At 68.5% G+C, this 24,121-nt stretch carries 21 protein-coding genes; 17 read left to right on the top strand and 4 right to left on the bottom strand.

The genetic code is table 11. The annotated features are described in order from the left end of the window. The first annotated feature begins 153 nt into the window (after positions 1 to 153). The 13 genes from AB4Y92_RS10575 to AB4Y92_RS10515 all read left to right on the top strand — a co-directional run bounded on the left by AB4Y92_RS10575 (position 154) and on the right by AB4Y92_RS10515 (position 17,979). Entirely contained in the window at positions 154 to 2,277 is a 2,124-nt protein-coding gene (locus AB4Y92_RS10575) for a peptidase domain-containing ABC transporter (protein ID WP_441819603.1), read from the top strand. After that, positions 2,255 to 3,493: an efflux RND transporter periplasmic adaptor subunit gene (locus AB4Y92_RS10570; RefSeq protein WP_441819602.1), complete on the top strand. Its 1,239-nt coding sequence runs from the start codon at positions 2,255 to 2,257 to the stop codon at positions 3,491 to 3,493. The genes AB4Y92_RS10575 and AB4Y92_RS10570 overlap by 23 nt, the downstream gene beginning before the upstream one ends. After that, on the top strand, positions 3,480 to 4,163 hold the full coding sequence (locus AB4Y92_RS10565; protein WP_441819601.1) for an ABC transporter ATP-binding protein: 684 nt from the start codon (positions 3,480 to 3,482) through the stop codon (positions 4,161 to 4,163). The genes AB4Y92_RS10570 and AB4Y92_RS10565 overlap by 14 nt, the downstream gene beginning before the upstream one ends. Positions 4,164 to 4,167: 4 nt before the next feature. Next, the gene (locus AB4Y92_RS10560) at positions 4,168 to 5,379 is read left to right on the top strand and encodes an ABC transporter permease (protein WP_441819600.1); all 1,212 of its coding nucleotides are present in this window, start codon (positions 4,168 to 4,170) and stop codon (positions 5,377 to 5,379) included. Then, a complete protein-coding gene (locus tag AB4Y92_RS10555; RefSeq protein ID WP_441819599.1) occupies positions 5,376 to 6,707 on the top strand; it encodes an ABC transporter permease in 1,332 nt (443 codons plus the stop codon). The genes AB4Y92_RS10560 and AB4Y92_RS10555 overlap by 4 nt, the downstream gene beginning before the upstream one ends. 9 nt (positions 6,708 to 6,716) lie before the next feature. Then, positions 6,717 to 7,364, top strand: coding sequence for a DsbA family protein (locus AB4Y92_RS10550; RefSeq protein ID WP_441819598.1), 648 nt, complete (start codon positions 6,717 to 6,719; stop codon positions 7,362 to 7,364). Between the two features lies 1 nt (position 7,365). Next, the gene (gene lanM / locus AB4Y92_RS10545; RefSeq protein ID WP_441819597.1) at positions 7,366 to 10,137 is read left to right on the top strand and encodes a type 2 lanthipeptide synthetase LanM; all 2,772 of its coding nucleotides are present in this window, start codon (positions 7,366 to 7,368) and stop codon (positions 10,135 to 10,137) included. A gap of 215 nt (positions 10,138 to 10,352) precedes the next feature. Beyond that, positions 10,353 to 12,047: a hypothetical protein gene (locus AB4Y92_RS10540; RefSeq protein ID WP_441819596.1), complete on the top strand. Its 1,695-nt coding sequence runs from the start codon at positions 10,353 to 10,355 to the stop codon at positions 12,045 to 12,047. 52 nt (positions 12,048 to 12,099) lie between these two features. Further along, a complete protein-coding gene (locus AB4Y92_RS10535) occupies positions 12,100 to 13,398 on the top strand; it encodes an FG-GAP repeat domain-containing protein (protein WP_441819595.1) in 1,299 nt (432 codons plus the stop codon). A 366-nt stretch (positions 13,399 to 13,764) separates the two neighbouring features. Continuing rightward, the gene (locus tag AB4Y92_RS10530) at positions 13,765 to 14,496 is read left to right on the top strand and encodes a DUF3348 domain-containing protein (protein WP_441819594.1); all 732 of its coding nucleotides are present in this window, start codon (positions 13,765 to 13,767) and stop codon (positions 14,494 to 14,496) included. A gap of 1 nt (position 14,497) precedes the next feature. Then, entirely contained in the window at positions 14,498 to 16,681 is a 2,184-nt protein-coding gene (locus AB4Y92_RS10525) for a DUF802 domain-containing protein (protein ID WP_441819593.1), read from the top strand. After that, complete coding sequence (locus tag AB4Y92_RS10520) at positions 16,678 to 17,310, top strand: OmpA family protein (RefSeq protein ID WP_441819592.1); 633 nt, start codon at positions 16,678 to 16,680, stop codon at positions 17,308 to 17,310. The genes AB4Y92_RS10525 and AB4Y92_RS10520 overlap by 4 nt, the downstream gene beginning before the upstream one ends. Positions 17,311 to 17,316: 6 nt before the next feature. Continuing rightward, positions 17,317 to 17,979 (top strand): DUF2894 domain-containing protein, encoded by a 663-nt coding sequence (locus AB4Y92_RS10515; RefSeq protein ID WP_441819591.1) that lies wholly within the window; start codon positions 17,317 to 17,319, stop codon positions 17,977 to 17,979. A 3-nt stretch (positions 17,980 to 17,982) separates the two neighbouring features. Here the strand turns inward: AB4Y92_RS10515 and AB4Y92_RS10510 are convergent, their stop codons facing one another. Then, positions 17,983 to 18,342 (bottom strand): hypothetical protein, encoded by a 360-nt coding sequence (locus AB4Y92_RS10510; protein WP_441819590.1) that lies wholly within the window; start codon positions 18,340 to 18,342, stop codon positions 17,983 to 17,985. 129 nt (positions 18,343 to 18,471) lie between these two features. Here AB4Y92_RS10510 and AB4Y92_RS10505 point away from each other — a divergent pair, with 129 nt between their 5' ends. The 4 genes from AB4Y92_RS10505 to AB4Y92_RS10490 all read left to right on the top strand — a co-directional run bounded on the left by AB4Y92_RS10505 (position 18,472) and on the right by AB4Y92_RS10490 (position 21,393). Beyond that, positions 18,472 to 18,969, top strand: coding sequence for a lipocalin-like domain-containing protein (locus AB4Y92_RS10505; protein ID WP_441819589.1), 498 nt, complete (start codon positions 18,472 to 18,474; stop codon positions 18,967 to 18,969). Positions 18,970 to 19,107: 138 nt separating this feature from the next. Further along, positions 19,108 to 20,385, top strand: coding sequence for an alpha/beta hydrolase family protein (locus AB4Y92_RS10500; RefSeq protein ID WP_441819588.1), 1,278 nt, complete (start codon positions 19,108 to 19,110; stop codon positions 20,383 to 20,385). 134 nt (positions 20,386 to 20,519) lie between these two features. Then, on the top strand, positions 20,520 to 20,900 hold the full coding sequence (locus tag AB4Y92_RS10495; RefSeq protein ID WP_441819587.1) for a VOC family protein: 381 nt from the start codon (positions 20,520 to 20,522) through the stop codon (positions 20,898 to 20,900). Positions 20,901 to 20,982: 82 nt separating this feature from the next. After that, on the top strand, positions 20,983 to 21,393 hold the full coding sequence (locus AB4Y92_RS10490) for a bleomycin resistance family protein (RefSeq protein WP_441819586.1): 411 nt from the start codon (positions 20,983 to 20,985) through the stop codon (positions 21,391 to 21,393). A gap of 118 nt (positions 21,394 to 21,511) precedes the next feature. On the opposite strand, the gene AB4Y92_RS10485 is transcribed toward AB4Y92_RS10490, so the two are convergent. The 3 genes from AB4Y92_RS10485 to AB4Y92_RS10475 are packed head-to-tail and all read right to left on the bottom strand — an operon-like array spanning position 21,512 to position 24,027. Further along, the gene (locus tag AB4Y92_RS10485) at positions 21,512 to 22,303 is read right to left on the bottom strand and encodes a MetQ/NlpA family ABC transporter substrate-binding protein (protein ID WP_441819585.1); all 792 of its coding nucleotides are present in this window, start codon (positions 22,301 to 22,303) and stop codon (positions 21,512 to 21,514) included. 36 nt (positions 22,304 to 22,339) lie between these two features. Beyond that, positions 22,340 to 23,023 (bottom strand): methionine ABC transporter permease, encoded by a 684-nt coding sequence (locus AB4Y92_RS10480; protein ID WP_441819584.1) that lies wholly within the window; start codon positions 23,021 to 23,023, stop codon positions 22,340 to 22,342. Continuing rightward, complete coding sequence (locus tag AB4Y92_RS10475) at positions 23,020 to 24,027, bottom strand: methionine ABC transporter ATP-binding protein (RefSeq protein WP_441819583.1); 1,008 nt, start codon at positions 24,025 to 24,027, stop codon at positions 23,020 to 23,022. The genes AB4Y92_RS10480 and AB4Y92_RS10475 overlap by 4 nt, the downstream gene beginning before the upstream one ends. Between the last annotated feature and the right edge of the window lie 94 nt (positions 24,028 to 24,121).

The following is a 24,121-nucleotide window of genomic DNA, read 5'->3' as shown; positions in this document are numbered from 1 at the left end:
CTCGCGCGGCGCCGGATGCCCGTCGCGAAAACGCGACGCGTGTTCGCGCGGCCCGCGCGGCGGTCGTCGTGCCGGTTCCTCCGGCCACCGCGGCGCGGATCGGACGGGGTCGCTTGCGCGCCCCTCGCGGGCTCCTGCCTGGACGAATAGCACGTGAATCCTTCAACGCGGCGCGGCGCGGCCCGGACCAAGTTCGTCAGTCAGACCTCGGCCGCCGACTGCGGCCACGCCTGTATCTCGATGCTGTTGTCCGGGCTCGGGCTGCGCATGCCCATGCTCGCGCTGGCGGCGCGCTACCCGGTCAGCCAGCGCGGCATGTCGGCCAAGGAAATGCTCGACGTCCTGCGCATGTGCGGCGTGCGTCCGCGCGCGTTGCGGGCCAGCGACGGCGGCGTGGAAGCGCTGAAGCACGTGGCGTTGCCGGTCATCGTGCATCTGCGCCGCGAGCACTTCGTCGTGGTCAGCGGCATCGACGAGCGCGAGGTCACGGTGCTGGACCCGGCCAGCGGCGAAAGCCGCCTCGCCCATGCCGAGTTCCAGTCGCAGTGGAGCGGCGTGTTCATCGGCGCCGAGCGCGATCCGTCCACGCCCGCGGGCGCGAAGACCTCGCCGCTGGGCCAGCTGTTCAAAGAATTTCTCGGCGAGAACTGGTCGCTGTGGCTGTTCCTGCTCAGCGTGATCGCGCTGACCGTGGCCACCACGATTTCCTTCCCGTGGCTGCTCAGCCGCGCGGTGACGTTCCTGGCCTACGGCGGTCAGGGCAGCGCGACCGGGCTGGGCGTGGGATTGCTGGTGCTGTCGTTGGCGTTCGTCGCCGCGCACTGGATGCGCGCGCGGGTATCGCTGCTGATCCAGCTGCGCCTGGATCGATCCTTGATTACCCGCTTCGTCGATCGCCTGCTGCGGCTGCCGCTGCGGATCTTTTCGCTGCTGCCCGCCGGCGATCTGATCGCGCGCGTCAATTCGGTCTCCGGCGTGCGCGACTTCCTGTCCGCGCGCATCACCGGCCTGATCCTGGATTCGGGCGTGCTGGTGGCGACCTTGGCGGTGCTGGCGTTCCAGAGCGCGCAGGTCGCGTTGCTGTTTCTTGCGCTGACCTTGCTGTCGACCGTGGTCTTGGTGCTGTGCTGGAAACGCTTGCTGCGCCTGACCGGCGGCGAAGTGCTGGCCTATTCGGGTTACTACAGCACTCTGGCCGAAACCCTGACCATGGCGGTGGACGTCAAGGTCAACCGAAAAGAGCAGGTCTTCGCCGACCGCCTGATGGAGCGCTTCGGCGAGCATCAGAAGTGGCTGGAGGCGCGCGGCAAGCTCAATGCGATCTTCGAGGCCTTGTACGCCTATCAGGACAAGGTGGTGCCGATCGCGGCGCTGTTGCTGTTGTTCGTCGCGTTCCCGTCGATCGACCTGTCGGACCAGACCGCGTTCTATTGCTACTTCCTGCTCGGCTGGACCGGCCCGTCGGTGCGCGCGATCCAGATGTTCTTCATGCAGCTGGTGGTGGTGCGGATCAACGCCGACCGCATCGAGTCGATCCAGGGCCTGATGAGCCTGGACGACGCGGCGCCGCCGGCCGACACCCAGGCACCGGTGTGGGATGAGCCCAGCCAGGTGACGGTGCGCGATCTGGGTTTCTCCTACCTGGGCACCGGCACGCCGGTGCTGGAGCATTTGAATGCGCGTTTCGACGACCGCGGCCTGAACGTGATCGTCGGGCCCTCGGGTTGCGGCAAGAGCACCTTGCTGAAACTGATCGGCGGCCTGTTGCTGCCCGACGCCGGCAGCGTGCAGATCCGCATCAAGGGCGAGCGCGAAGGCGCCGCCGGCGCGGCGGCGGTGGCTTACCTCAATCAGCATCCGGCATTGTTCGCCGGCAGCGTCGCGCAGAACATCGCCATGTTCGACCCGCAGGCCGATGTCGAGCGCATCGAGCGCTGCGCGCGCGCGGCCTGCATTCACGATGAAGTCGTGGCCTGGCCGCTGGGCTATCAGACCCAGGTGGTCGCGGTCGGCCAGAGTCTGTCGGCCGGGCAATGCCAGCGCATCGCTCTGGCGCGCCTGCTGTACAGCCATGCGCCGATCATGCTGCTGGACGAATTCACCAGCGACATCGACGCCGCCACCGAGGGCGCGATCCTGCGCCATCTGCGCCAGTGGCCGGGGATGAAGATCATCGTGACCCACCGCACCCAATGGATCCAATCGGGCGATCACGTGCACGAACTGGGCCGGATCGCGCAAGGAGAACCCCGCCATGAACTCCCCGTCTACGCCTGAGCGCCGCCCGCGGCGTCTGGCGATCGCCGCCGGCGCGCTGGCGCTGTGCGTGTTGGCGCTGGGCTTGCTGGCGACGCGCAACACGGTCGCCTCGGTCGCGCCGGTGGCGGTGGTCAATCCGAAACTCGACGCGCTGCCGACGGTGATCTTCGCCGACGGCACGCTGTCGTACCGCAACGAACTGGCGATGACCGCCGAGGTGCTGGGCGCGGTGGAAGAGATCTACGTGCGCCAGGGCGACGAGGTCAAGCGCGGCCAGCCGCTGATGAAGCTGCGCTCGCAGCAGTACGAGGCGCAGTTGGCCCAGCGCGAAGCCGGGCGCGACGGCGAGGTCGCCTCGCTCGAAGTCAATCGCGCGTCGCGCGAGCTGGCCGCGGCCAAGCTGCGCAGGTTCACCGAGCTGCGCAAGCAACAGTTGGTCAGCGAGGCCGACCTGGACGAAGCGCGCGCGGCCTATCGTCAGGCCGACGCCGAATACCGCCAGGGCGGCACCCGCATCCAGAACCAGCGCGCGTTGGTGGATGAAGTGCAGGACAGCCTGCACAAGTCGCTGCTGCGTTCGCCGATCGACGGCACGGTGTTGTCGATCGACGTGTCGGCGGGCGAAACCGCGGTGCCCAGCGCGCTGAGCTTCAGCGGCTCGATCGTGGCCCGCATCGCCGACACCAGCGTGCTGGTGGCCACCGCCAAGCTCGGCGAATACGACGTGTGGAAGATCCGCCCCGGCGCGATCGCCAACGTGGTGGTGCCGGCCTTCGACGAAACGCCGTTGCAGGGCACGGTGCGCTCGGTGTCGATGGCGCCCACGCGCGCGGCCGCCGGCAGCGGCAACGGCGCCGCCGCGACCGGCGCGGCCAGCTACGAGGTATTGATCGACATCCGCAATACCCGCCGCGCCAGCCTGCGCACCGGCATGACCTGCCGGGTCGAGTTTCCCAGCCGCAAGGCCGCGCCGGTGTTGACCGTGCCGATCGCGGCGTTGCGCGAGGAAGGCGAGGCGGTGCCGGCGGCGGGCAAGGGCAACACCGGCACCGTGCTGGTCGTGCGCGACGGCATCGCCAGTCTGCGCGAAGTGCAATTGGGCGACGCCAACGACAGCCGCCAGGAAATCCGCCGCGGCCTCAGCGCCGAGGACTTGATCGTGGTGCCGGCATCGGGCCAACCCTCATTGCAGCCGGGCACCCGTGTGCGCGTGATCTCGTATGAACGCGGTTGAGCTCAGCGGCATCCGCAAGAGTTACCGCCTCGGCGCGACCGAAGTGACGGTGTTGCGCGGTGTCGATCTGCAGGTGGCGCAGCACGAATACGTCGCGGTGATGGGCGCCTCGGGTTCGGGCAAATCGACCCTGCTCAACATCATCGGTTTTCTCGACACGCCCGATGCCGGCGAAATCCGCATTCACGGCCGGCCGGTGCAGCGCCAGGACGACGCGGCGCTGTCGGGCTTTCGCAATCGCACGATCGGTTTCGTGTTCCAGAGTTTCCATCTGCTGGGCAATTGCTCGGCGCTGGAGAACGTGATGCTGCCCTTGCGCTATCGCGGGCTGGCGCGCGCGGCGGCGCGCACGCGCGCATCGGCCGCGCTGGCCGAGGTGGGCATGGAGCGCCGCGCCGCGCACCGGCCCGACGAATTGTCCGGCGGCGAGCGCCAGCGCGTGGCGATCGCCCGCGCCATCGTCGGCGAGCCGGACATCATCCTGGCCGACGAACCCACCGGCAATCTGGATTCGAAGACCTCCGACGAAGTCCTGGACGTATTCGCGCGCATCCACGCCAACGGCCGCACCTTGATCGTGGTGACCCATGCGCCGCACGTGGCCGAGCGCTGCCAGCGCACGATCCGGGTGTCCGACGGCCGCGTGCTCGACGCCGCCGCGCTTGCCTGAGCGCATGGACGGCTTGCGCCGCTGGCTGGCGGGTGTGACCGACGCCGCGCGCTCGCTGGCGCGCAGTCCGCGCCCGACCGTGCTGTGCGCCAGCGCGATCGTGCTGGCGGTGATGGCGTATTCCACCGTGGCCAGCATCGCCGAGGGCATGGCGCAGGTGCTAGGCCGCCGCTTCGAGACTTTGGGCAACGACACCCTGGTGATCCGCGGCCAGTCCACCGCCAGCGGCGGCTTCGTGCCGTCGTCCGGCGATCTGTCCGACCTGCAGCGGATGCCGCAATGGGTCGCGCGCGCGGCGCTGGTGCAGGAGCTGTCCGGAGCGGCGACCTTGCTGGAAGGAGCGGGCACGCGGCAGGTGGCGCAGGTGCTGGCGGTGAGCGAGGATTATTTCGATATCGATCGCATCCAAGTCGGACAGGGCCGCGGGCTCGGCCGCGGCGCCGGATCGGGCAAGCGATGCCTGCTCGGCGCGCGCATCGCCGCAGCGCTGTTTCCCGGGCGCTCGCCGGTCGGAAAATTCCTGCGCGTGGGCGGGCAGTGGTACGTGGTCGGCGGCGTGCTGGCGGCGACCGACGAGCCGGGCAAGTTCGTGTCCAACGACGACGCGGTGTTCCTGCCGCTGGCCGGCGCCGGCGCGCTGGTCAAGCCCGGCGACGACGGCGGCCGGCTGGTGGTGAAGGCTGCCGCCGGCGCCGACATGGAGCGCCTGCGCGCGAAGTTGTCCGCGCTGTTGCTGCGCAAGTACGGCGGCCGCTTTGATGCGGACGATTTGCGCATCGAAGCCAAGCAGGCGCTGCTGGACAGCGCGCGCGGCGCGACCCAGAGCCAGGGCCGCACGGTGGCGTGGATCTCGCTGCTGGCCTCGCTGGTTGCTGCGCTGGGCGTGATGAACATGATGTTCCTCAGCGCCGACGAGCGTTCGGGCGAAATCGGCCTGCGCCGAGCGATCGGCGCGACCCGCGCCGACATCGCGTGGATGTTCGTGTGCGAAGCGCTGCTGCTGTGTCTGATCTCGATTCCCTTGGGCCTGTTGCTCGGCCGCATCGCCGCCGGCGCGCTCAAGAACGTATTGCGCCTGGACTCGGCGCCGGTGCTGGGCTGGCAGGCCTGCGCGCTGGTGGCGATGGCGACCACCGCGCTGGTGCTGGCGTTCTCGCTGGCGCCGGCCTGGCAGGCCGCGCGCAAGGATCCGAAAAACGTGTTGCGCAGCCAATGACCGCAGGCGCGCGCCCCGGCCAGGACGACACCGCGATCGCCGCCGCGCAGACGCGCGCGCGCGCCGATGCCGCATCGGCCCTGCCCGCGGCCGCGCCGGGCGCCGGGTTCGTGCTCGGCGAAGCCTTTCACGCCGCGCTGCGGCAGTTGCGCAGTTTCCCGGTGCGCACGGCGGTGGCGATGCTGAGCGTGGCCCTGGGCGTGGCCGGCATCGTGTCGGTGGCGTCGCTGTCGGAAGGCTTGTCGCGCACCCTGGTGCGCTCGTTCGAATCGATGGGCCGGCAAGTGGTGATCGTGCGCGCCGATCCTTCCTACGAATCCTTGCTGCTGGGCACCGCCAACCGCTTGTCCGAGCAAGACCTGCGCACGGTTTCGCGCGCCTTTCCGCAGCGGCCGGTGGCGCCGCTGCTGCGCTACGGCGCGTTCAACAACGCGATCGCGTTGGGCTCGCGCAAAAGCGCCGCGGCGGTGTACGGCACCACCCTGGACTATTTCGCGCTGGGCGAAATCGAACTGGTCGCCGGCGCCTGGCCCTCGCGCGAGGACTGGCGCGGCGGAGGCGGCCGGCAATGCCTGGCCGGACGCAGTCTGGCGGCGGAGCTCGGCGGCGCGGCGGCAGTGATCGGCCGCGATCTGGTTCTGCCCGGGCGCAGCTGTCGCGTCAGCGGCGTGGTCAAGGGCGCCGGCAGCGCGTTGGGATTCGACTTCGAACGGTTAGTGATCGCGCCGATCGGCCTGGTGCGGGCGATGGACAGCGACGGCAGCCGCAGCGATCTGGAACTGCACGCAGGCTTCGCCGGACAGGACGACATCGACGCGATCGGCCGTCGCCTCACCGCCGAGTTGCGCAAGCACCGCCATAGCGCTCGCGGCGAGGACGACTTCATCGTGGTCACCGCGCAACGCCTGCGCAGTTACCTCGACACCACTTTGGCCAGCGTGCGCGCCGGGTTGTTCCTGCTGATGGCGGTGGTGTTCGCGGTGGCAGCGCTGGGCATCGGCAACGTGATGCTGTCCGGCGTCAATGCGCGCCGCCGCGAGATCGCCATCAAGCGCGCCATCGGCGCCTCGCGCGGCGGCATCTTCCTCGAATTCCTGGCCGAGGCGGTGATCCTCACCGGCTTCGGCGGCGTGCTCGGCGTGGTGCTGGGCGCGGCGGCGGCGTGGGCGATCACCGCCACGTCGAGTTACTTCGGCGAACCGACTGTGTCCGGCTCGGGTTGCCTGATCGGGATCGTCACCGCGCTGCTGGTCGGCCTGCTGACCGGCGTGTGGCCGGCGGCGCGCGCGGCGCGGTTGGACCCCGTGGCCGGTTTGCATCATCACTGAGGGCAAGACATGAAAGGACCGTGGATCTGGATCGGAGCGTCGGCGTTGGTGGTATTGCTGGCGGTGTCGCTGGGTTTCGTATTGATGGCGGCCGGGCGCTCGGAGCCCTTGCAGACGATGCAGATCGACGATTTGCCGGTGCTGGGCCGGGCGGATGCGGCGCACGAAATCGTTTTGGTCACCGACTACGGCTGCCCGGCCTGCAAGCGTTTTCACGCCGAGATGCTGCCCAAGCTGATGGCGCGTTTCGTCGATGGCGGCCAGGCGAAGATCCGCGTGCTGGCGTTTCCGATCCGCGACGGTTCGACCGAACTGGCGCATGCGGTGACCTGTCTGCAGGAACGTCCCGGCGTCGATACCAAGGCCTTGTACGACCGCGTCTACGGCCAGGATCTGGTCGGCCTCACCGCTCCGGAGCTGGCGCGGCGATTGATTCCCGAAGCGGCGCCCGCGGACGGTTTCGGCGCGGCGCAACTGAGCGCCTGCATGCAACGGCCCGACATCGCGCAAAAGGTGGAACGCCAGCGTTATCGCGCGATCGTGCACGGCATTTCCTCGGTCCCGACCGTGGTCGTCGATCGCGTGCTGATGCCCGAGCCGTGGACCTTCGGCCGCTACGAGGCGGCCTTGAACGCACCCAAGACGGAAGCGCGATGACATGAGCAGCCTGGATTTCGATCGTTACTACATCGCCGCGATCTGTCGCGAGGAAGCCGAGGCCCTGCGCGGGCGGATCGTCGAGCGCGTCGCCGCCAGCGCGGTGCCGGCGTGCCTGCATCCGGCGTTGATCGACGGCGCCGGCGAATACCTGTTGCAGCGGCTGTGCTGGATGTTCCAGAAAGTGTTCGTGTTCGAACTCAATCGCTATGCCGGCACCGCGCCCGGGCCGCAGGCCAGGCCCGCCACCGCGGTCGGCGATACGGTGTTCGTCGCCTTCGTGCAGGCCATCGGCGAGGGCGAACGCGCGCGCGATCTGCGCCAGCGCTACGCCTTCCTTTATCGGCGCGCGCAGCGCTTCTGCGATGGCTTCGTCGAATTCCTTGGGGATCACCTTGAGCATCTGGCAGCCGATGGGCAGGCGTTGCAAGGCTTCGGCCTGAAGCCCGATCTGGCGCCGCTGCGTATCGAGTTCGGCCAGGGCGACCCGCATCGCGGCGCGCGGGCGACGATCCGTTACCGCTTCGACGCGTTCGACCTGTACTACAAGCCGCGCGGATTGGGCTTGGACTTGCTGTACGCGCGCCTGCAGCGCATGGCCGACGCCGATATCGCCGTGTTGCAGTCGATCGATCGCGAACACTACGGCTGGCAACTCGGCGTGCGCGGCGGCGGAGCGCAGGGAGAAGAGGCGGCCACGCGTTTCTATCGCTCGCTCGGCACCTGCACCGCGGTGGCGCACCTGCTGTGCGGCACCGACATCCATTTCGAGAACATCGTCACCGACGCGCAGGGCCGGCCGTTCTTCGTCGATGTCGAGGCCTTGTTCACCAACACCGCGCGCATCGATCGGCAGGCGGCGTCGGCGGTGACGATCATGGACGCCGAGCACGAACTGGACCGGCGCCTGGGCGAATCGGTGCTCGGCGTCGGCGTGGTGTCGCTGCGGCGCACGCGCGAGGGCGTGTTCTCCGGCGCGGCGCAGGGCGACCGCGTGGCCGCGCCGGTGTCGCGCGAGGTCGCGGTGGACGCCAAGACCGCGAGCATGCGCTTGTCGCGGGTGCACGATGCGATCCGCATCGACAGCCCGGTGCCGCGCGTGGACGGCGAACCTGCGGCGTTCGCGGCGTACTTCGAGGCCTTCGCAGACGGTTACCGCGGCGCGGCGACGGCGTTGACGGCGCAAACGCGGGAGGTCGCCGCGCTGCTGGACGATGCCGCGTCGTTGCGCTCGCGGCAGATCATGCGCCACACCTATCTGTACGGGCTGTTCCTGGCCGAGACCACGCATCCGGCTCTGGCCGAACCGGCCGCGGCCGATGCGCTTCTGCTCAAGCTGCGGCGCGAGGAAGCCGGCAAGCCGTTCCTGCGCCATCTCTACGACAGCGAGCGCCAGCAGCTGCTGCAGTTCGATATTCCCTATTTCGAAGCGCGGCTGGACGGCTGCGATCTGCACAGCCCGTTCAGCACGATCACCGGTTTCTTCCAGCGCTCGGCCTTGCAACTGGTGCGCGAGCGCCTGGATCGTTTCGCCGATGCTTCGTGGATCGCGCGCCAGCTGAGCTTTGTTGCGGTCGCGCTGGGTTGCCACGGCGGCGCCGGTTGCGCCGGACATGCGCACGGCGATCTCGCCGCATCGGTGGCCGTGGCGCTGGACGACGGCTCGGTGAGCGGCGAGGGCGACGGCAGCGTGCTGTGGACGTACAGCCCGCCGGCTGGCACGCCCGGCGGCGATTTCGCGATCATGCCGATGGGACCGGACCTCTACACCGGGCTCGGCGGCATCCTCGCCTTCCTGTCGCGCCGCCATGCGCCGGGCACCGATGCCGGCACGGATGCATTGACCGAACGCCTGATCGCGACCGGCCGGCGTATCCTGGTCGAGCGCAGCGCGATGCTCGGCAGCGGCGCATATTCGGGCATGGAAGGATTGATCCTGGTCTTGGCCGAAGCCGCGGTCGAACGCGGCGACGAGGAATTGCGGAAGTTGTCTGTCGAAGCCTTCCTTGCGCGCGAGCCGCAGTGGAGCGCGGACCGCTTCGACATCATCGACGGCGCCGCCGGCATCGCCCTGGTCGCGCTGGCCCTGCATCGTCTCGACGGCGACACGCGCTTGCTCGCCGTCGCGCGCCGTCTCGGCGAAGGCTTGATCGCCGCGGCGCGACCTAGCGACGACGGTCCGGAGTGGTGGCTGCACGGCGTCGATCGCTGCGTGACCGGCTTCGCCCACGGCGGCAGCGGCATCGCCTTCGCGTTGATGCAGCTGGCGCAAGCGCTCGACGATACCGCCATGAACGAACTGGCCTTGCACGCGTTGCGCCGCGAAGACCGATTGTTCGACGCCGACATCGGCTTGTGGCCGGACACGCGCGAAGCGCAGCCGCAGTATTCGCTGGGCTGGTGCAACGGCGCCGCCGGTTTCCTGCTCGCACGCGCGCAGGCCTGGGACGGGCTGGAGCCGTGGCAACGCGACTGCGTGCGCGCCGCGTTCGCGCGCAGCGTGGAATGGTTCGGACGGCTGAAGGACGATTCGCTGTGTCACGGCAGCGCCGGCGTGCATCTGGCGCTGGCCAAGGTCGCCGCCGCGCTGGGCTTCGATTTCGACATGGATGCGCCCGCGTTCGCCGTCGATGAATATCGCGCGGGCTGGACGCACGACCGCGGCAATCTGGGCTTGATGGTCGGCCTTGCCGGCGCGGGCCTGGCGCATTTGCCGGCGCAGCCGACCGCCGGCGGCGCAACGCGTGGGTTCTGTCCGCTGACGCTGAGTTAGCGTCGGCGATAGCGCGTGCGGCAGTGGGCGTTTCGTACTGTGTCGGCCGTAGAAGGCCGACAGGTTTGGCCTCATCCGCTAATCGGTTCGTCCTTCTTCACTCTGACGGCGATGCGCAAACCCCGGCGATCCTTCAGCCGCAGTCGAGTCGCTGCCCTGGCGCTGAAGGGACAAAAATGCAAACTGCATTGCGAATCCGGATGGGGTCGGCGGCGGTGTCCGCCGCTGTTGCGATCGTGTTGTTCGCCGGCGGCAGCATCGCCGCGCAGGCATCGGGCCGCGTGCTCTACGTCAGCGCCACCGCAACCGACAGCGCCGATGGCAGCCGCGCCCGGCCCTATGCATCGTTGCAGGCGGTCGAGCAGGCCTCGGCGCCCGGCGAGACCATCGTGGTGTTGGCGTCGCCGCTGACGCAGGCGCCGCTGGACGGCGGCATCGCGCTCAAGCCGGGACAGATACTGCTCGGCGAAGCGGCGACGGCCGATCGCGCCGCACGTGTGAGCAACGGCAGCGCGCGGCTCGACGGCGACGCGGTGGTGCTGGCGCCGGATACCGAAGTCGCCGGCCTGCTCATCGAGCATCCGCGCCGCGGCGGCATCTACGGCCGCAACACGCCCGGCGTGCGCATCCACGACAACGAGATCGTCGGCCATAACCGCGATTGCGCGCTGGGGCTGATCATTCCGCCGGTCAGCATCCCCAGTTCCGTCCCCGGCATCGTGATTCCGCAACCGCTGCCGCTGCCCAACGGCTGGGCCGGGATCATGGTCGATGCCGATCATGGCGCAGGGCATATCGCCATTCACGACAACATCGTCCGCCATTCGCAATGCGGCGACGGCATCGACCTGCGCCTGTCCGGCGACGCCGACTACACCGCCAAGGTCGATGCCAACACCGTCCACGATCTGCGGCAAGGGCCGTTGCTGCGCGGAATTCTGTCGGTGCTAGGCATCGGCATGCAGACGCTCGATCGCGCCCGCCTCGATATCGCCCTCGACCGCAACACCCAGCACGACATCGGCGACGCCGCCAGCCCCAGTTCGGATTCCGAAGGCGTGTTCGCGACCCTGGCCGGCGATTCGCAGCTGATCGCCGACGTCAATCGCAACACGTTCTATCGCGGGCTGGGCGGTTGGTCGGCCAACGGCCTGGAACTGGTCATCAACAGCGGCCGCGCCCGGGCGACGATGCAGGTGCGCAACAGTTCGTTCGTCGGGGTCCCGGGCGATGTGATCGAGGGGTTGAACCTCGGCGTGGGCTCGTACATGGAATTGAAGCTCGATCACGTGATCGCCAAGGATTCGACCGGGGCGCCGTTCCAGAATCTGGCGCGTTCTTTCACTTATGCCGGAAATTTGGGCGACTGTTTGGTGATGACCAGCGCCGGCGCCGGCAATACCCTGCGCCTGCAAGTGCGCGACAGCCAGCTGGAGAACTGCGTCAACAACGGAGTGACGATCAGCTCCAACGCGCCGGTCGGCCTGACCGGCGCGGGCGCGGTGGATCGCATCGAGTTCGATATCGACAACAGCCGCATCGTCGGCAATCGCTTCCATAACCTGAAGCTGGCGATTCTCGCGCCGGTCACGCGGTTGAGCGGGCGCGTGCGCAACAGCGATATCGGCCGCGGCCGCGGCGTCAATCTCAGTCTGGAACGCAGCCTGCTGATCCCCGCGCCGGCCGACGCCGTGCTGGATTTCGGCGGCGGTGCGCTGGCCAGCGCCGGCGGCAATTGCTTCGACGGCGGCGGCGAGCGCGACCTGGAAATCAAGGGCCTGAACGTGTCCTTGCAGCAAAACTGGTGGGGCCGGCCGCGCGCGCCGTACCCCTGGGAAGCGCCGGTGTTGATGGGCAGCGCCCGCTACGCGCCGGTGGCCTTGTCCGCGCCCGCTCACTGCCTGCGTTGACGCCGCGCCTCATCGATCCATTGCCTTCGACAAACCAGCGGGAGAACACGCGATGAAAGCAAGACTCTTGGTCCTGGCCATGGCCGCCGCCAGCGGCCTCACGATCGGCGCGACGGCGCAGGCCGCCATCAGCTTCGAGCCGGCGAGGAGCTATGCGACCGGCGATCCCATCGGCCCGGGCCCGTCCGCCGATTCGATGGACAGCGCCGACTTCAACAACGACGGCAACGCCGATCTGGTGATCGCTTCGCCGTACCTTCCGCTCAGCACGCCGATCGTGATGCTCGGCAAAGGCGACGGCAGTTTCGGCGCGCCGATCCGGCTGGACGTGAAGCTCAAGGACGTGGCCACCGGCTTGTTCGACGTGCCTTACCTCTACGCCACCCAGGCGGTCGGCGTGGGCGATGTCGATCGCGACGGCAATGCGGATATTTCCGTGCAGACCGGCCCGTTCGTGGCGGTGTTGCTGGGGCGCGGCGACGGCACGTTCCACACCGCCAGCACCAAGTTCGTCGCGCTGGGCGGGCAGTTGTTCAGTTCTCTGCTCGACGCCAACAGCGACGGCAAGCTGGACCTGATCACCGGCACCGTGCTGGGCATCACCACCTTTCCCGGCGACGGCCGCGGGCGGTTGATCGGCAGTTATCCGTTCACGCTCAACAGTCCGCTGCTCGGCGTCAGCGCCGCGCTGAGGACGACGAAGTTGAACGACGACCGCTATCCGGACATCGCCGTGCTCGACGGCGCGCTGCAAGGCGTGGTGCTGATGAAGGGCAACGGCAACGGCACCTTCAGCAAGGTCCGCAATCTGAGCGCCGGCCTGATTCCGGAAGATGTGGTCGCGGCCGATCTCGACGGCGACGGCATCGACGACTACGTCACCGCGAATTCCTTCAGCTTCAATATCTCCGTGTTCCTGTCCGGCTCGGGTCGCGGCGCGTTCGCGCGCTCGGATTATTCCGATATCGGCCGCGACGGCGCGCAGGACGAAACCGTGCGCCAGCGCGTGGCGCAGGCGCGCGAACGCATCGGCCAGAGCCTCGACGATCAGACGCCGGCCGGGCTGGCCGACCTGCTGCGCAATTCGACCTTCGTGCCCGGCCCGGTCGCGGTTCGCGCCGCGGATCTGGACAACGACGGCGACAAGGACGTGGTGGTGTCTTCGGTCGTCGGCATCTGGCAGACCGTGTTCGAGAACGACGGCAGCGGCCGGCTGATCCATCGCCAGGACCTGCCGTCGGCGCTGTTGCCGCAGACGCCGGTGCTGGCCGACTTCAACAAGGACGGCAAGATCGACATCGCCGTCGCCGGCGCGGGCGAGCTGGCGGTGTTGATCAACAACAGTCCTTGATGGGCGCGCGCCGCGGCGCGGAAGACTGTCGCGACCGAAGGGGAAGGTCCGGCCGCCGCGATCGGTGCGATCGCGGCGACCGGGTCGTCATGGGCGGGAGCCCGCACAAATCCATGGCGTTTGGCAAGGCCTGCGAGAGCCGCCGTCCGCGGACGCCTTTGAGCCCCGTTTCGCCCATCGGGCCGGTCGCAACTTAGCAGTCGCCACAGGCGTGATAACCCGCGCCCGCAAGGGTTTGCGCGACTGTGAAGCAGCTGAATCAGCCGCGATTCGTGAATGTTCGGGCTCCATCGTGCCCGCCGAGATGCCCGGCAAGCGGCAGGTGGCGGCCGCACGTGTAAAATGGCGATCTTTTAGCCAGTAGTAATGATGCAAGCACCTCGACGGGCCACGGTTCGCGGCCCGACGTTCATCCGCACGCTCGCTCGCCTGACGGTCGCAGACCTGCCCCAGCCCACGCGATCGTTGTCGGATCAGCTGAGTCACTGGATCGATTGGACTCATGCCGTTGCGCTGTCCACCGTGCTGGACAGGCCGGCGGCGGCACTCGACGACGAACGCATCAACAGCGCCGCGGAAGCGGACGAATGCGCGCGCGTGCGCGCATCGCTGACCGGCGCGATCGTCGGCGATGCGGCGTTCGCCGCGCCGCCGCCCACATCCGGGCAAGCCGACGCCGATGAAGGTCCGGACTACGCGTTCTTCCGTCAGCGCTACCTGTTCCTGCAGCAGACGATGGAAGCCGGCGTCGGCCGCCTGCGCGATCGCCTGCGGCAAAAGCTGAGCGCGCAGTCGGCCGATCTGGCCCGCCTCGCCGACGTGGACGCGGTGATGGAGCGGGCGCTGAGCCGGCGCGAGCGCAGCCTGCTGTCGGTGGCGCCGGTGCTGCTCGCGGAACACTTCGAACGCTTGCGCCAGAACGCGCGTGCCGGCAGCGACGACGCGCGCGCGCCGGGCGAGGCGCCGGCAACGGCCGGCGAAGCCTGGCCGGACGTGTTTCGCAAGGACATGCAAGACGTATTGCTCGCCGAACTGGATGTTCGCCTTCAACCGGCCGAGGGCCTGCTTGCCGCCCTCGCCACCAATCCACATGGATAACATGTTCAGAAATCTGCTTTATCCCGCGGTCTTCGTCGTAGGTTTGATCGCCGTGTGCTGGGTCGGCGCGGGTTATGTCGGCACCAACACGCTGGCGTTGTCGGTCGCGCTGTTGATCGGCGCCTGCTATTGCGCGGGCGGGCTCGAACTGCATCGCTATCGGCAGGCCACCGCCACGCTGGACCGCGCGCTCGCCGAGTTGTCGGCGCCGCCGGCGGATCTGAGCGAATGGCTCGGCCGCCTGCATCCTTCGCTGCGCAACGCCGCGCGCCTGCGCATCGAAGGCGAGCGCGTGGCGCTGCCGGCGCCGGCGCTGACGCCGTATCTGGTTGGCCTGCTGGTGTTGCTGGGCATGCTGGGCACCCTGCTGGGCATGATGACCACGCTGCGCGGCACCGGGCTGGCGCTGGAAAGCGCCGCCGACCTGCAAGCGATCCGCGAATCCATCGCCGCGCCGGTGGCCGGGCTCGGCTTCGCCTTCGGCACCTCGATCGCCGGCGTCGCCGCCTCGGCGATGCTCGGCCTGCTGTCGGCGCTGAGCCGCCGCGAACGCGGGCAGGCGGCGCAGCGGCTGGATGTCGCCATCGCCACCACGCTGCGCGCGCACTCGCAGACGCATCGGCGCGAGGAAGCCTTCAAGCTGCTGCAGCGACAGGCCGAGATGATGCCGACGCTGGTCGATCGCCTGCAGGAAATGACCGCGGCGATCGAGCGCCAGAACCTGCTCGCGCACGAGCGGCAGATGGCGCGCCAGGATGCGTTCCACGACAAGACCGAAGCGGTCTTCGCCCAGTTGGCCGCATCGGTGGAGCGATCCTTGCAGGACAGCATCGGCGAAAGCGCGCGCGTGGCCGGCGCGGCGCTGCAACCGATCATGCAGACCACGATGGCGGCGATCGCGGACGAAACCCGTTCGCTGCAGGCCACCGTCAGCGACGCGGTGCAGCAGCAGATGGACGGCCTGTCGGCGGGATTCGCCACCACCACAACGCGTGTCACCGAGATATGGAGCGAAGCGCTGGTCGATCAGCGCCGCTGCAACGAAGCGCTGGCGCTGGACCTGGGCCAGACCCTGGACGGATTCACCGCGCGCTTCGATCAGGGCGTCGCCGGCTTGCTTGACACGGTGTCGGCGCGTTTCGACGCCACCGCGGACAATGCGGTGGAAGCGTGGAACGGCGCGCTGTCGCGGCAGTTGAGCGCGCACCAGGACATGGCGGCGCAGAATCAGCAGGCGCAGCTGGAGGCGGCGAAGGCGTGGAACGACGCGCTGTCGCAGCAGCTCGGCGCCAACGAAGCCATGGCGGCGCGCAACCAGCAGGCGCTGGCCGCGGCGGCGGCGACGTTCGAATCCCACGCCGCATCGCTGGTGCGCGCGTCGGAGCAATCGCATGCGCAATTGCAGACGACGCTGGAATCGCGCGACGAACAGCGGCTGGCCGCGTGGACCGGCGCGTTCGATTCGATGGCGGCGAGCCTGGGCGAGCGCTGGGAGCACAGCGGCGAACAGGCCGCGCAACGCCAACGCGAGATCTGCGACACGCTCGCGCGCACCGCGCAGGAGATCACCGCGCAATCGCAGGCGCAGGCCCAGGACACGATCGCGGAGATTTCGCGTCTGGTGGACGCGGCGTCGCAAGCGCCCAAGGCCGCGGCCGAAGTCGTCGCCGAGCTGCGCCAGAAGCTGTCCGACAGCATGGTCCGCGACACCGCCATGCTGGATGAGCGCAACCGTCTGCTGGCGACGCTGGAAACCCTGCTCGACGCGGTCGATCACGCCTCCACCGAACAGCGCGTCGCGGTCGATGCGCTGGTCGTCACCTCGGCCGATCTGCTCGATCGCGTCGGCACCCGCTTCACCGATCACATCGAGGCCGAGACCGGCAAGCTCGGCACGGCCGCGGCGCAGATCAGCGTCGGCGCGGTCGAAGTGGCGAGCCTCAGCGATGCCTTCGTCGCGGCCTTGCGGCAGTTCGGCGAGTCGAACGAATTGCTGACCGCGCGCCTGCAAGGCGTCGAGACCGCGCTGGACAAGTCGCTGGCGCGCAGCGACGAGCAACTGGCGTACTACGTGGCGCAGGCGAAGGAAGTCATCGACCTGAGCATGCTCTCGCAGAAGCAGATCATTCAGGACATCCAGCAGTTGGCGCAGCAGCCGGCCGCGGCCGGAGCGCAGGCGGCATGAGCATGGACATCGACGGCGACGCCGAGTCGGCGACACCGGTGTGGGCCGCCTTCGGCGACCTGATGTCGGTGCTGCTGGGCGTGTTCGTGCTGATCCTGGTCGGCGTGCTCGGCGTGCAGATGCAGTTGTCGAACCGGCTGGACCAGGAGGTCAAGCAGCGCCGGCTCGAAGCGCAGCGGCGCAAGTCGCTGGAGCAGGCGCTGGCGGTGCCGCTGGCGAGCGGACGGGTGACCCTGGTCGATGGCCGCATCGGCATTCGCGGCAGCGTGTTGTTCGCGTTGAACTCCGATCAACTGCAGCCCGAGGGCCGCGAGCTGCTCAAGAGCCTGGCCGGGCCGCTGTCGGATTATCTGCAGGCGCGCGATGAAATCCTGATGGTCAGCGGCTTCACCGACGATCGCCAGGTGCGCGACGGCAATTCGCAATTCGCCGATAACTGGGAACTGTCGGCGCGGCGCGCGTTGACCGTGACCCGCGCCCTGGTCGCGGCGGGCGTGCATTCTTCGTCGGTGTTCGCGGCCGCATTCGGCTCCGAGCAGCCGGTGAGTTCCAACGCCGACGAAGAAGGCCGCGCGCGCAACCGGCGCGTGGAAATCGCGCCGGTCCCGAAGCCGTCCAAGTCCGGGTGATGCGTCGTGAGCCGTAATCCGCCCCCGGCGCGCAAACGCGTCCAGCCCGATGCGCGGGCGCAGATCGATGCCTGGCGCGAGCAGGGCGCCGATCGCATGGACCGCGTGCGTTTTCACCGCATCGACGCGCTGGAACGCCGCGCCGCCGGCCATGACGGCGAAGCGCGGCGGCTTCTGGATGCGCGGTTGGCCGAGCTGATCCGGGCGTATGCGGGCGATCTCAAGCGCGCGGCGCGGAAAAGCACGGCGGCGGACGATTCCTCCGGCAGCGCGATGAGAGGTCTGATCGATTACCTCGCGCAGCAGACGGCGGCGCGCGACAGCGCCGTCGCCGTGGGCGAGGCCGCGGCGTTTCCGCAGCTTGCCGCGCTTGAAGACTTTCGCGCCGTTTGGTCGCAGATCCGTTCTGAAAGTCAGTTGCGGCAATCCCTGCGGCAGGCGCCCGGCGATGCCGGCCCGCTCAACTCCGGCCGGCTCGTGCATCGCTCGCTCACCCTGATGCGCGAGCTGTCGCCCGGGTATCTGCAGCAGTTCCTGGCCTACGTCGATGCCTTGACCTGGATCGAACAAATGAGCGGCGACGGCGTCATGGAACTCGGCGATGCGCTGCGCACCGGCAGCGTCGCCAAGCGCGGCCGGGACAAGCCGCGCAAACGCCGCGGCGAGTAGGCCTCAGGCGCCGAGCAAGCGCCGCCGGAGTTTCGGCGCCGCCAGCAGCACCAGCGACACGAAGAAGGTCAGCACGCACATCGTCATGACCGCGGCGAACAGGTAGTAGATGCCTTCGAAGGTTCCGCCGCCGGCCAGCAACTGCAGCGCGAACGTACCGGCGAGCCCCAGCGCGAATCCGGCCGCCGGAATCAGCAGCGCCTTCGCCCCGCTTTTCCAGATCAGGCCCGCGAACGCCGCGCCCACCACCAGCGCCGGCACGATCGACACGACGCTCGGCCCCAGGCCGGTCGCGCCGGCGAGCCAACACACGATCGCGGCCATCGCCACCGCCGCTACCGCCGCAATCCATTTGTGCGCCATGTCCGTTCCTTGATCGAAAGTGTGCGTGCGCGGCCATCTTAGCGAACCGGCGCGACCGTGGTCTTCACCGACGGCCAGCCGCGCGCGTAAGCTGCGTGGGCGCTTCATTTCGATCGGATGGAGGACTATGTGAAAGCCGGTATCGTCGTTTCAGTCATCGCGAGCCTGTTGATCGGCTGCGCGACCGCGCCGGGGGCGAAGAGCGGTTCGCTCGGATCGCGTCTGGTGGGCACCTGGCAAGTCATGGAGCTGGTGGACACCGACAGCGCCGGCAAGGCCGTGCGTCCTTATGGCGAACATCCGCTCGGCTACATCGTCTACGACGCGACCGGGCATCTGCACGTGCAAGTCATGCGCACGCCGGCGACGCCGCCGTTCGCCGACGGCGATCAGAAGGGCAGCGATCGCGAAGTGCGCGGCGCCTACGACGGCTACATCGCCTACTTCGGCACCTATCGCGTCGATGAGGCGAAAGGGCAGGTGATCCATCAGGTGCAGGGCAGTCTGATGCCGAGCTACACCGGCACCGACCAGCCGCGGCCGATCAAGCTGGTCGGCGATGAGCTGATCATCGAAGGCGATACCGCCGACGGCCATTTCTACCGGCGGCTGCGGCGGGTGAAGTAAGCGATTGCCGAGGCCGCTCGCGCCCTCAGGCCCGGCTTCAGTCCCCGATTCCGCCGTTTCGTCGCATCCGCATTGACCGGCCTCGGCGGACGGAGCAGTTTGGCGCGAATCGAAACCTGCGAGCTCGGGATGATCGTTATGACGCGTATAACACTGGCCGCGACGGCATTGCTCCTGGCGTTCGCGGCCGAAGCCGCCGCCGCGCCGGCCTGCGAAATCGGCAGCTACCGCATGGCCAACGGCAGTGCGCTCGACATCGGTCCGGGCGCGGCGGGGCAGCTGCGCTGGCGGCGTACCGACGGGCTCACCGGCGCTTTGATTCGCGCGGGCAAGGATCGCTGGACCAGCACCTACGGCTGGACCGAGCGCCCCGACGGACACGCGCTGACGATCGACGACTGCGGCCGCGGCGGCATCCGCTTCGACGATATGGCGGGCCAACGCGAAGCCTTGATCCAGCGCGACACGCGCTTCGAAAGCAACGGCGTCGAACTGGCCGGGCGCTTGACCTTGCCGCCGGGCCGCGCGCGGGTGCCGATCGTGGTGTTGATCCACGGCGCCGAGCATTCCTCGGCGCTGGAGGACTATTCGCTGCAACGCCAGTTCGCCAGCGCCGGCATCGGCGTGTTCGCCTACGACAAGCGCGGCACCGGCGTATCGGGCGGCCGCTATACCCAGAACTATCTGCTGCTGGCGACCGACGCGGTCCAGGCCGCGCGCGAGGCCCGCCGCCTCGCCGGCACGCGGGCCGGGCGTGTGGGCTATCAGGGCGGCAGTCAGGGCGGATGGGTCGCGCCGCTGGCCGCGCGCATCGAGCCGGTGGATTTCGTCATCGTCAGCTTCGGCCTGGCGGTGTCGCCGCGCGAGGAAGACCGCGAGGCCATCGCCGCGGATCTGGCGCGCGCCGGTTTCGGCAGCGCGCAGACGGCGAAAGCGCTGGAAGTCGCCGATGCGACCGCGGCGATCGTCGAAAGCGATTTTCGCGAAGGCTTCGAACGGCTCGACGAGGTCAAACGCAAGTACGCCGGGCAGCCGTGGTTCTCCGCCATCCGCGGCAATTACAGCGGTTTCATGCTGAGCGCCTCGGCGCAGGACCTGCGCACGCAGGCACCGGCGCTGGTGGCGGGCATCGAGGTGCGGTACGACCCGATGCCGGTGTTGAACAATCTGGCGGTGCCGCAGCTGTGGCTGCTGGGCGGCCAGGACCGCGACGCGCCGCCGGGCGAAACCGTGCGCCGCCTGGATGCGCTGAAGCAATCCGGCCGGCCCATCGACTACGTCGTTTTCCCCGATGCCGACCACGGCCTGTACGAATTCGAGACGGGCAAGGACGGCGAGCGCATCTCGACCCGGCAACCGCAGGATTACTTCCCGCGAATGCGCGACTTCATCCTGGGCAAGCCCGCGGCGAAGTGAGCCCGGCATGGCGCGCGTTACTTCGACACACGCCGCGCATCGACGACCTGCGCGTCCCGCCTGCGCCGACACCGCATCGATGCTCCCATGGGTTTAAGCTCGCCGCTGCGACTTGACCGATTGAGGAGACCGCCATGCACCATTCCCGTCTTTGCGCGCTGTTGATCGACTGCCAGACTTCCGACATCGACCAGGCCGCCAAGTTCTGGGCCGACGCGCTCGGCCGCCCGATGGATTTCGACCATCCCGGCACGCGCGGCAACTACCGGATGCTGGAAACGCAGGCCGATGAGCCGATCGTGCAGATCCAGCGCGTCGAGCACGAAAGCCGGGTCCATATCGATATCGAAACCGACGATATCCCCGCCGAAGTCGCGCGCCTGGAAGCGCTGGGCGCGCAAGTGGTCGATCGCCTGGAGCGATGGGTGGTGATGCAGGCGCCGACCGGCCAGCGGTTCTGCGTGGTGCGGGTGCAGCGACCCGGTTTTCCCAAGAACGCCACCTGTTGGGATTGAACGGAACTTGCGGCAGCGGTTACGCCGCGCGAGGATTCCCTCCTCGGTTGAGCCGACGTCAGACTACGAAGAGAGGCCGCAGATGTACGCCAAAGCCATCACCCCCATCCTGAACGTCTCCGACATCCAGCGCAGTTTCGACTGGTTCGAGAAACTGGGCTGGAAGAAATGCTGGGACTGGGGCACTCCGCCGACGTTCGGCAGCGTCGGCTCGGGCGAGTGCGAAATATTTTTGTGCGTGAACGCGCAGGGCGGTCGCGGCGGCGGCGAGAATCGGCCGAGCTTCGGCCCGGATTCGGACGGGGCCGCGGAGACGGGCGTGTGGATGTCGATCTGGGTGGACGATGTCGATGCGGTCCATCAGCGCTGCGTCGAGCAGGGCATCGAAATCAGCTGGGGACCGGAGAACATGCCCTGGGACGTGCGCGAGATGCATGTCCGTCATCCCGACGGACATGTGTTCCGCATCAGTCGCGGCATCGACCACTCCTAGGCCGGCCTCGCGCCCGGCGCGCGCCCGTGCCGCCGATCACACTGCGCCGATCACGCGTATCGATCGGCGCCGCGAGAGGCGCCGATCGTCTTGCCCGCCGCGAGCGCGGCGGTCGCCATCAGAACGCAGGAAGCACCGCGCCGCGATACTTCTTGGTGATGAATTCCTTGACCTGCGGGCTGGTCAACGCCGCCGCCAGCTTCAGCACGCGCGGGTCCTTGAGGTTGTCCGGACGGCCGACCAGGAAATTCACATACGGCGAATCGCTGCCTTCGATCGCCAGCGCGTCCTTGGTCGGGTCCAGGCCGGCGTCGAGCGCGTAGTTGGTGTTGATCAGGGCCAGATCGACCTGATCGAGCACGCGCGGCAGCATCGCCGAATCGAGTTCGCGGAACTTGAGCTGCTTCGGGTTCGAGGTGATGTCGCGCAGCGTCGCCAGCGAATCGGTCGGGTCGCGCAACTGGATCACCCCGGCCTTGTGCAGCAGGATCAGCGCGCGGCTGTTGTTGCTGGGGTCGTTGGGAATGGCGACGTCGGCGCCCGACGGGAGGTCATTGAGCGACTTGAACTTGCGCGAGTACGCGCCGAACGGCTCGATGTGCACGCCGACGATAGTGGTCAGCTGGGTGCCGCGGCTTTTGTTGTAGGCGTTGAGGTAGGGCTCGGTCTCGAAGTAGCTCACGTCGATGAGCTTCTGCGCGACCTGATCGTTGGGCTGCACGTAGTCGTTGAACACGCGCACGTCCAGCTCCACCCCTTCCTTGGCCAGCAGCGGCTTGACCACTTCGAGAATCTCCGCGTGCGGCACCGCGGTGGCGGCGACGGTGAGCTTCTTCGATGCGGTGTCGGACGCGCCGCAGCCGCTCAGTGCGGCGACGGCCAGCAGCAACGGCAGAAGGATGTTTTTCATCGGGTGATCCTCATTTCGAATAGTGAAGGCGCCGGCTCAGCGACGGCTGAAGCGCGCGACCAAACGGTCGCCCAGAGTCTGCAATGCCTGCACCAGCAGCAGCAAAAGCAACACGGTCACGAACGCCACATCGGTATGCGAGCGCAGATAGCCGTCGCGGTAGGCCAGATCGCCGAGCCCGCCCGAGCCGATCGCGCCGCCCATGGCGGTGTAGCCGATCAAGGCCACGGTGGTGACGGTGGCGCCGGCGATCAGGCCCGGCAGCGCCTCGGGCAGCAGCGCGCGCAGCACGATCTGGCGCGTGGTCGCGCCCATCGCCTGGCAGGCTTCGATGATGCCGCGGTCGACTTCGCGCAGCGCGGTTTCCACCAGACGCGCGTAGAACGGCGCCGCGCCGATGACCAGTGGCAGGATCGCGCCGCGCACGCCGAGCGAGGTGCCCATGACCGACAGCGTCAGCGGAATCATCACGATCATCAGGATAATGAAGGGCACCGAGCGCAGGATGTTGATCACCAGCGACAGCGCGGCGTACAGGCGCGGCTGCGCGCGCAGTTGCCGCGGCGCGGTCAGGAACAGCGCGATGCCCAGCGGCAGGCCGATCAGCAAGGTCAGCGGCAGCGCGCCGGCCAGCATCAGCAGGGTGTCGAGCGTGGCCTGGCCGATCTCGGTCCATTTGCCCGCGTCCAGATGGGCGAACCAGCCTGCGTTGGCGGTCATCGCGCGATCTCCTCGACATGCACGCCGGCCGCGCCCAGGGCGGCGATGGCGGCATCGCTGTCGCCTCCGACGAGGGCGATGGTGAGCTGGCCGTACGGCAGGTCTTTGATCCGGTCGATGCGGCCGGCGAGGATGTTGTAGTCAACGCCGGTCTCGCGCGCGATGCGCCCGAGCAGCGGCTCGTAAGTGTGCTGGCCGAGGAAGGTCAGCCGCAGCAGGCGCCCGGAGACCGCGGCGAAATCGCTGTGCAGCGCGCCTTCGTTGACGTGCTCGGCTTCGGAGACGAAGCGGCGCGTGGTTGGATGGCGCGGATGCAGGAACACGTCCGCGACCTGGCCGCTTTCGACCAGATGGCCGGCGTCGAGCACGGCCACGCGATCGCAGACGCGGCGGATGACTTCCATCTCGTGAGTGATCAGCACCACGGTCAGGCCCAGCTCGCGGTTGATCTGCGCCAGCAGCGCCAGCACCGAGGCGGTGGTCTGCGGATCGAGCGCGCTGGTGGCTTCGTCGCACAGCAGGATGCGCGGCCGGCAGGCCAAGGCGCGGGCGATGCCGACTCTCTGCTTCTGGCCGCCGGACAGCTGCGCCGGGTATTTGTTCGCGTGTTCGTTCAGGCCCACGCGCGCCAGCAGTTCGGCGACGCGGCTGGCGATTTCGGCTTGCGGCGTGCCGGCCAGTTCGAGCGGAAACGCCACGTTGGCCGCGACCGTGCGCGAGGACAGCAGATTGAAATGCTGGAAGATCATGCCGATGCGCCGGCGCAGCGCGCGCAGTCCGGCGGCGTCGAGCGCGCCAGGATCTTCGCCATCGACCAGCACGCGCCCGCCGCTGGGCCGCTCCAGGCCGTTGATCAGGCGGATCAGGGTGGATTTGCCGGCGCCGGAGTGGCCGATGATGCCGAACACTTCGCCTTCGACGATCTGCAGGTCGAGCGGTTGCAAGGCCGCGACCTCGCGGCCGCCGACGCGGAACGATTTGTGGACCTGCTGGAATTCGATCATGGACCGTCGCGAAGGCAGTGCGGTGCGTGGAAGGACAGCGCCGTGCAGGCGGTGGCGCGACGTCGGTCCGGGGCGGAGTGTTGTGCCGCCAGCC

Source organism: Lysobacter sp. TAB13 (assembly GCF_052113885.1).
Classification (GTDB): domain Bacteria; phylum Pseudomonadota; class Gammaproteobacteria; order Xanthomonadales; family Xanthomonadaceae; genus Lysobacter; species Lysobacter gummosus.
The sequence above is the reverse complement of the archived record's forward strand: the minus strand, read 5'-3'. Positions and strand labels throughout refer to the sequence as shown.

Bases quoted from the DNA above. Each gene is read 5' to 3' on its own strand.
- AB4Y92_RS10560 (WP_441819600.1), top strand. From the start codon at position 4,168: ATGGACGGCTTGCGCCGCTGGCTGGCGGGTGTGACCGACGCCGCGCGC.
- AB4Y92_RS10495 (WP_441819587.1), top strand. From the start codon at position 20,520: ATGCACCATTCCCGTCTTTGCGCGCTGTTGATCGACTGCCAGACTTCC.
- lanM (WP_441819597.1), top strand. From the start codon at position 7,366: ATGAGCAGCCTGGATTTCGATCGTTACTACATCGCCGCGATCTGTCGC.
- AB4Y92_RS10525 (WP_441819593.1), top strand. From the start codon at position 14,498: ATGTTCAGAAATCTGCTTTATCCCGCGGTCTTCGTCGTAGGTTTGATC.
- AB4Y92_RS10520 (WP_441819592.1), top strand. From the start codon at position 16,678: ATGAGCATGGACATCGACGGCGACGCCGAGTCGGCGACACCGGTGTGG.
- AB4Y92_RS10550 (WP_441819598.1), top strand. From the start codon at position 6,717: ATGAAAGGACCGTGGATCTGGATCGGAGCGTCGGCGTTGGTGGTATTG.
- AB4Y92_RS10570 (WP_441819602.1), top strand. From the start codon at position 2,255: ATGAACTCCCCGTCTACGCCTGAGCGCCGCCCGCGGCGTCTGGCGATC.
- AB4Y92_RS10475 (WP_441819583.1), bottom strand. From the start codon at position 24,027: ATGATCGAATTCCAGCAGGTCCACAAATCGTTCCGCGTCGGCGGCCGC.
- AB4Y92_RS10530 (WP_441819594.1), top strand. From the start codon at position 13,765: ATGATGCAAGCACCTCGACGGGCCACGGTTCGCGGCCCGACGTTCATC.
- AB4Y92_RS10555 (WP_441819599.1), top strand. From the start codon at position 5,376: ATGACCGCAGGCGCGCGCCCCGGCCAGGACGACACCGCGATCGCCGCC.
- AB4Y92_RS10490 (WP_441819586.1), top strand. From the start codon at position 20,983: ATGTACGCCAAAGCCATCACCCCCATCCTGAACGTCTCCGACATCCAG.
- AB4Y92_RS10480 (WP_441819584.1), bottom strand. From the start codon at position 23,023: ATGACCGCCAACGCAGGCTGGTTCGCCCATCTGGACGCGGGCAAATGG.
- AB4Y92_RS10485 (WP_441819585.1), bottom strand. From the start codon at position 22,303: ATGAAAAACATCCTTCTGCCGTTGCTGCTGGCCGTCGCCGCACTGAGC.
- AB4Y92_RS10535 (WP_441819595.1), top strand. From the start codon at position 12,100: ATGAAAGCAAGACTCTTGGTCCTGGCCATGGCCGCCGCCAGCGGCCTC.
- AB4Y92_RS10565 (WP_441819601.1), top strand. From the start codon at position 3,480: ATGAACGCGGTTGAGCTCAGCGGCATCCGCAAGAGTTACCGCCTCGGC.
- AB4Y92_RS10500 (WP_441819588.1), top strand. From the start codon at position 19,108: ATGACGCGTATAACACTGGCCGCGACGGCATTGCTCCTGGCGTTCGCG.
- AB4Y92_RS10510 (WP_441819590.1), bottom strand. From the start codon at position 18,342: ATGGCGCACAAATGGATTGCGGCGGTAGCGGCGGTGGCGATGGCCGCG.